The sequence below is a fragment of the Mesorhizobium sp. M7A.F.Ca.CA.002.04.1.1 genome (assembly GCF_004022805.1).
Classification (GTDB): Bacteria; Pseudomonadota; Alphaproteobacteria; order Rhizobiales; family Rhizobiaceae; genus Mesorhizobium; species Mesorhizobium ciceri.
In genome coordinates this window covers 1-4,859 of the sequence record NZ_RZPL01000438.1, presented here as the reverse complement: position 1 = coordinate 4,859, position 4,859 = coordinate 1, and the positions used below count along the sequence as shown (strand labels likewise).

At 65.3% G+C, this 4,859-nt stretch carries 5 protein-coding genes; 4 read left to right on the top strand and 1 reads right to left on the bottom strand.

The window, feature by feature from the left end; genetic code table 11:
* From ENZ75_RS21100 to ENZ75_RS21085, 4 genes are all read left to right on the top strand, one after another.
* On the top strand, positions 1-865 hold an 865-nt coding region (locus tag ENZ75_RS21100), incomplete at its 5' end, for an amidase family protein (RefSeq protein WP_128278288.1).
* Positions 866-867: 2 nt separating this feature from the next.
* Positions 868-1,767 carry a LysR family transcriptional regulator gene (locus ENZ75_RS21095; protein ID WP_063168937.1) on the top strand — a complete coding sequence of 300 codons (900 nt, stop codon included), beginning with the start codon at positions 868-870 and terminating at the stop codon, positions 1,765-1,767.
* A gap of 89 nt (positions 1,768-1,856) precedes the next feature.
* Positions 1,857-2,525, top strand: a complete 669-nt coding sequence (locus ENZ75_RS21090; protein ID WP_027161413.1) for a DUF1007 family protein — start codon at positions 1,857-1,859, stop codon at positions 2,523-2,525.
* Positions 2,522-3,739 (top strand): nickel/cobalt transporter, encoded by a 1,218-nt coding sequence (locus ENZ75_RS21085; protein WP_013529750.1) that lies wholly within the window; start codon positions 2,522-2,524, stop codon positions 3,737-3,739. Before ENZ75_RS21090 ends, ENZ75_RS21085 begins: the two co-directional genes overlap by 4 nt.
* Positions 3,740-3,764: 25 nt before the next feature.
* Here the strand turns inward: ENZ75_RS21085 and denD are convergent, their stop codons facing one another.
* Complete coding sequence (gene denD, locus ENZ75_RS21080; protein ID WP_024502716.1) at positions 3,765-4,742, bottom strand: D-erythronate dehydrogenase; 978 nt, start codon at positions 4,740-4,742, stop codon at positions 3,765-3,767.
* Between the last annotated feature and the right edge of the window lie 117 nt (positions 4,743-4,859).

Here is a 4,859-nt window from a genome sequence, read left to right as displayed (position 1 = left end):
CTCCTCATCGGGGTCGGCGGCGGCGGTGGCGGGCAGGCTGGCCGATATCGCCACTGGTTCCGACACCGGCGGCTCGATCCGCGCGCCGGCGAGCTTTTGCGGACTGATCGGGCTGCGCACCACGCATGGCCGCATTTCGCTCGACGGCACGATGAAGCTGGCGCCGAGCCTTGACACGTTCGGCTGGTTCGCCGACGACATCGAGACCTACGAGACCGTCGGCAAGCTGCTGCTCGGCCGCGATCCGCACCAGCACGTGTTGGACCGGCCGCTGGCGCTGGATTGGCTGGACGGGCTGGTCGCCCGCCCGGCGCTGGCCGAATATGCCGGAATGAAGGGGCTGGCGGGCGCGGTTTTCGGCGCGCCGGCGACGCCGGCAATCCGCTTCTCCTCATCTCCCGATGAACTTTACTGGTGCTTTCGCCGGCTGCAGGCCAGGGAGGCCTGGGCGGTGCATGGCGAATGGATCACCAGCGGCGAGCGCGGCCTCGGCACCGGCGTCGAGGAGCGTTTCGGCTTCGGCCGCGCCGTCGACGACAAGACGGCGCAGGCCGAGAAGGTGCGGCGTCTGACCTTTCGCGGCGAACTGAGCGCCCTGCTCGGCAAGGACGGCTTCCTTGTCCTGCCGACGGTGCCTGGTCCGGCGCCTTACGTGGACAGCACGCCGGAGCAGTTCCAGGCCTATCGCGAACGGGCGCTCCAGCTTCTGTGCCTGGCCGGCCTGTCCGGTTTTCCACAGATCACACTGCCCGTCGGCTCGGTCGCCGGCGCCCCGTTCGGCCTGTCGCTGCTTGGCCCTTCCGGCAGCGACATTGCCCTGATACGGCTCGGCCGGAAACTTCTCGACGCGGCACGAAAGGCCTGACCATGGACACACTGACGCGCATGCGCGCCTTCATCGACGTGGTCGAGGCCGAGGGCTTTTCCGCGGCGGCGCGCAAGATCGGCCGCTCCAAGGCCTTGCTGTCGAAATATGTGCGCGAGCTGGAGGACGAACTCGGCGCTTTGCTGCTCAACCGCACCACGCGCCAGTTCTCGATGACCGAGGCCGGCCACACCTATTACCGGCGCGCCTCGGAGATCGTGCGCGAGGTCGACAGCCTGGCCGACGCGGTGCGCGAATCCTCCGGCGACGTGCGCGGCCGGATCAAGCTGTCGGCGCCGCGCACCTTCGCCGACGCGCCGATCGGCCAGTCGCTGATCGACTTCGCCAAGCAGCATCCCGACATCGTGCTCGACATCCAGCTCGACGACCGCTTCGTCGATCTGGTCGAGGAAGGCTTCGACCTTGCGGTGCGTATCTCGCGGCTGGAGAACTCGTCGCTGATCGCCAGGCGTCTGGCGCCATTTTCGATAAAGCTCTGCGCCTCCCCCGAACTGATCGCCAAGCATGGCACGCCGACACGGCCGCAGGATCTCAGCCGCATGCCTTGCATCGTCGACACCAATGGCCGCGGACTGAACAACTGGCCGTTCAAGGGCGACAATGGCGATCCGGTCAGCGTTTCGGTGTCAGGTCCGATCGAGGTCAACAGCCCGATGACGGCGAGAGCCGCGGCCGTGTCCGGGCTGGGATTCACCGTCCTGCCGGATTTCATTGCCGCGCCCGATCTCGCGAGCGGCCGGCTGGTGTCGGTGATGGATGACCGTATCCTGTCGGGCGGCGGCATCTTCGCCGTCTACCCGCACCGCCGCTATCTGCCGGCCAAGGTCCGCGTTTTCGTCGACTTCCTGGTGCAGTGGTTCAGGACGCGTGAAGTTGCCTGACCCACTTCAGCCGAGCAGCGGTCCCAATTTCGCCCCCTTTCTGGTAACTCTCGGCAACTCTTCCGAGGCCTAGGGAATCGCGACCGAGAATGCACCTGAAACGGCACGCAATCATGCTGGCTTCGGCCTTGGCGGCTAGCTTTGCCGCCACTGGACCCGCTTACGTGCATCCACACGTCTTCGCCGAGGCTCGCCTCGATGTGATCCTCTCCCCCGATCACCAAAGCGTGAAGGCTCTGCGTCATCTCTGGCGCTTCGACGACCTGTTTTCCTCGACGGTGATGATGGAATTCGACAAGAACTCCGACCTGAAGCTCGACGACAAGGAGCTGAAGGAAGTCGCCGACACCGTTCATGCCTCGCTGGCGGAGTTCAACTACTTCCAGCTCGTCACCGTCGACGGCAAGGACGTGGCGATGACGCCGCCGCCGCATCTGATGGCCAATTTCGACAACGACCAGCTGATCATCCTGTTCGAGTCCGAACCGAAGGTGCCGATCAAGCTCAACGGCAAAATCGATATCGGCGTCTACGATCCGACATTCTACACGGCGATCGACTTCACCGAGGACTCCAACATCACGGTCGAAGGCCTGCCCTCGAACTGCACCAGCAAGGTGGTCCGTCCCGACCCCGACGAGGCCATCAAGGAAAACCAGAAGACCCTCACCGATGCCTTTTTCAATGACCCGACCGGCACCGATATGAGCAAGATCTTCGCCACCAAGCTCGAACTGACCTGTCAGCCAGAAGGATGAAGCCGGTGACGAAACCGTCCCTGCGTTTGGCATTCGGCCTGTTGGCCCTCACAGTCGCCATGATGCATTTCGCCGACGCGGCTCATGCCCAGAGTTCGCTCGGCATCGGCGTCAATGACGGCATGGCGCCCACCACCGGCCCGTTCGCCCATATCCTGATGTGGATCAATCTCAGGCAGCAGGAATTCTACCGCGCGCTGGCAACGGCGATGAAGGCGATGCGCCAGGACGGCAGCAAGATCTGGATACTCGTCGGCCTGTCCTTCGCCTACGGTATTTTCCATGCCGCCGGCCCCGGTCACGGCAAGGCGGTGATCTCGTCCTACATGGTGGCCAATGAAGTGGCGTTGCGGCGCGGCATCCTCTTGTCCTTCGTCTCGGCGCTGCTGCAGGGCCTGACCGCGGTCGCGGTGATGGGGGTCGCCTATTTCGTCCTGCGCGGCACCTCCGTCTCGATGACGGACGCAGCCTGGTTCATGGAGATCATGAGCTTTGTCTTCGTCACCCTGTTCGGCGCCTGGCTGCTGTGGCGCAAACTCGGCCCCGCCGTCCTGCGTCTGTTCGGCAAGGGCCCGGCCTACAGCCTGTCGGCGGCTCATGCCGGCCATTCTCACGCCGGTCATTCTCATGGGGGTCATTCTCATGGGGGTCATTCGCACGGCGCGCATTCGCATGCCGGCCATTCCCATGCAGCTCACAGCCATTCGGCGCATGCCCATTCGCACGCGCTGCACGCGCATGACCATGTGCACGGCCCTTCGCACGATCATCACGATCATCACGATCATGCCGAACACGATCATGCTCATCACGATCACGCGGCCGGCGAAGTCTGCGACACCTGCGGCCATTCGCACGCACCCGATCCGGCGCTGCTGTCAGGCGACCGCTTCGACTGGCGCACGGCCTGGACAGCGGTGGCGGCGGTCGGCATCCGCCCCTGCTCCGGCGCGCTGATCGTGCTCAGCTTCGCCCTGCTCAACGGCCTCTGGCTCGGCGGCCTGCTGTCGGTGCTGGCAATGTCGCTGGGCACCGCCATCACCGTTTCGGCACTGGCGACGCTGGCGGTGACCGCCAAGAACTGGGCGGTCTATTTCGCCGGCGACGGCCGCATGGGCAACCGCATCCACTCGATCGTCGAGATCGGCGGCGCCGCCTTCGTGTTCCTGTTCGGACTGCTGCTGCTGTCGGCAAGCCTGGCGAGCGGCGGATGATGCCCGACGCCACGAGGGTCGGAGTTTAACCCGCGATCTTGCCGCCGAGCTCATCCTCGATGTGAGCGCGGATGATCTCGTCAAAACTCTTTTCGGCGCTGAAGCCGAGCTCCCGCGACCGCTTTGCCTCGAAGCGCGTCGGCCAGCCCTTGACGATCGCCCAGATCGTGTCATCCGGAACCTCGCGGATCAGGCTTACCGCCTTCGGCCCGGCGATGCGTTCCAGCGCCTCGATCTGCTCGCCGACGGTGACGGCGACGCCGGGCATGGTCAGATTGCGGCGTGGCCCGACAGCGCTGCCGTCGATCCCCGCCGCATGGATCAGGAAGTTGACCGCCGAGCGGGGGCTGGCATGCGTGTGCACGACCGAGCGCGGCACCGGCAGGATCGCCTCATGGCCGCTCAACGGCTCGCGGATGATGCCCGAGAAGAAGCCCGACGCCGCCTTGTTCGGCTTGCCCGGCCGCACGCAGATGGTCGGCAGCCGGATGCCGATACCGTCGAAGAACCCGCGCCTGGAATAGTCGGCCAGCAGCGCTTCGCTCATCTGCTTCTGGGTACCATAAGAGGTCAGCGGCGTCGGATGGAAGTCATCGGGAATGACGTCCGGGAACGGCGCGCCGAACACCGCGATCGACGAGGTGAAGACGACGCGCGGCGCAAAGCCCGCCACCCGGATGGCATCGAACAGGGCGCGCGTGCCATCGAGATTGACGCGGTAGCCGAGTTCGAAATTCGCCTCCGCCTCGCCGGATACGATGCCGGCGAGATGAAAGACGACGTCGGGGCGCGATGCGACCAGGCGCTCGGTGGCACCCGCTTCGGCGAGATCGCCGGTGTGCAGCGTGACGCTGACGCCATCCAGGCTCGGCGCCTGTGGCGGCACGATATCGTGGAGATCGAGCGCGGTGATCTTGCCCCCGCGCAGCGTCCCGTCCTTGGCCAGCCGGGCGATGAGCTTGCGGCCGACCATACCCGCGGCGCCAGTGATCAGAATGCGCATGTCGAAGATCCCTTGCCTATTTACCCTGGTTTTTGCGCTGGTTGCGGGCGCGCAGCCAGAACACCGAGAAGAACGCCAGCACGAAGACGATGCCAAAGGCGCCGGCCAGCACAGTGG

Excerpts from the sequence above, each read along its gene's own strand:
- ENZ75_RS21095 (WP_063168937.1), top strand. The coding sequence starts at position 868 with ATGGACACACTGACGCGCATGCGCGCCTTCATCGACGTGGTCGAGGCC.
- ENZ75_RS21090 (WP_027161413.1), top strand. The coding sequence starts at position 1,857 with ATGCACCTGAAACGGCACGCAATCATGCTGGCTTCGGCCTTGGCGGCT.
- ENZ75_RS21085 (WP_013529750.1), top strand. The coding sequence starts at position 2,522 with ATGAAGCCGGTGACGAAACCGTCCCTGCGTTTGGCATTCGGCCTGTTG.
- denD (WP_024502716.1), bottom strand. The coding sequence starts at position 4,742 with ATGCGCATTCTGATCACTGGCGCCGCGGGTATGGTCGGCCGCAAGCTC.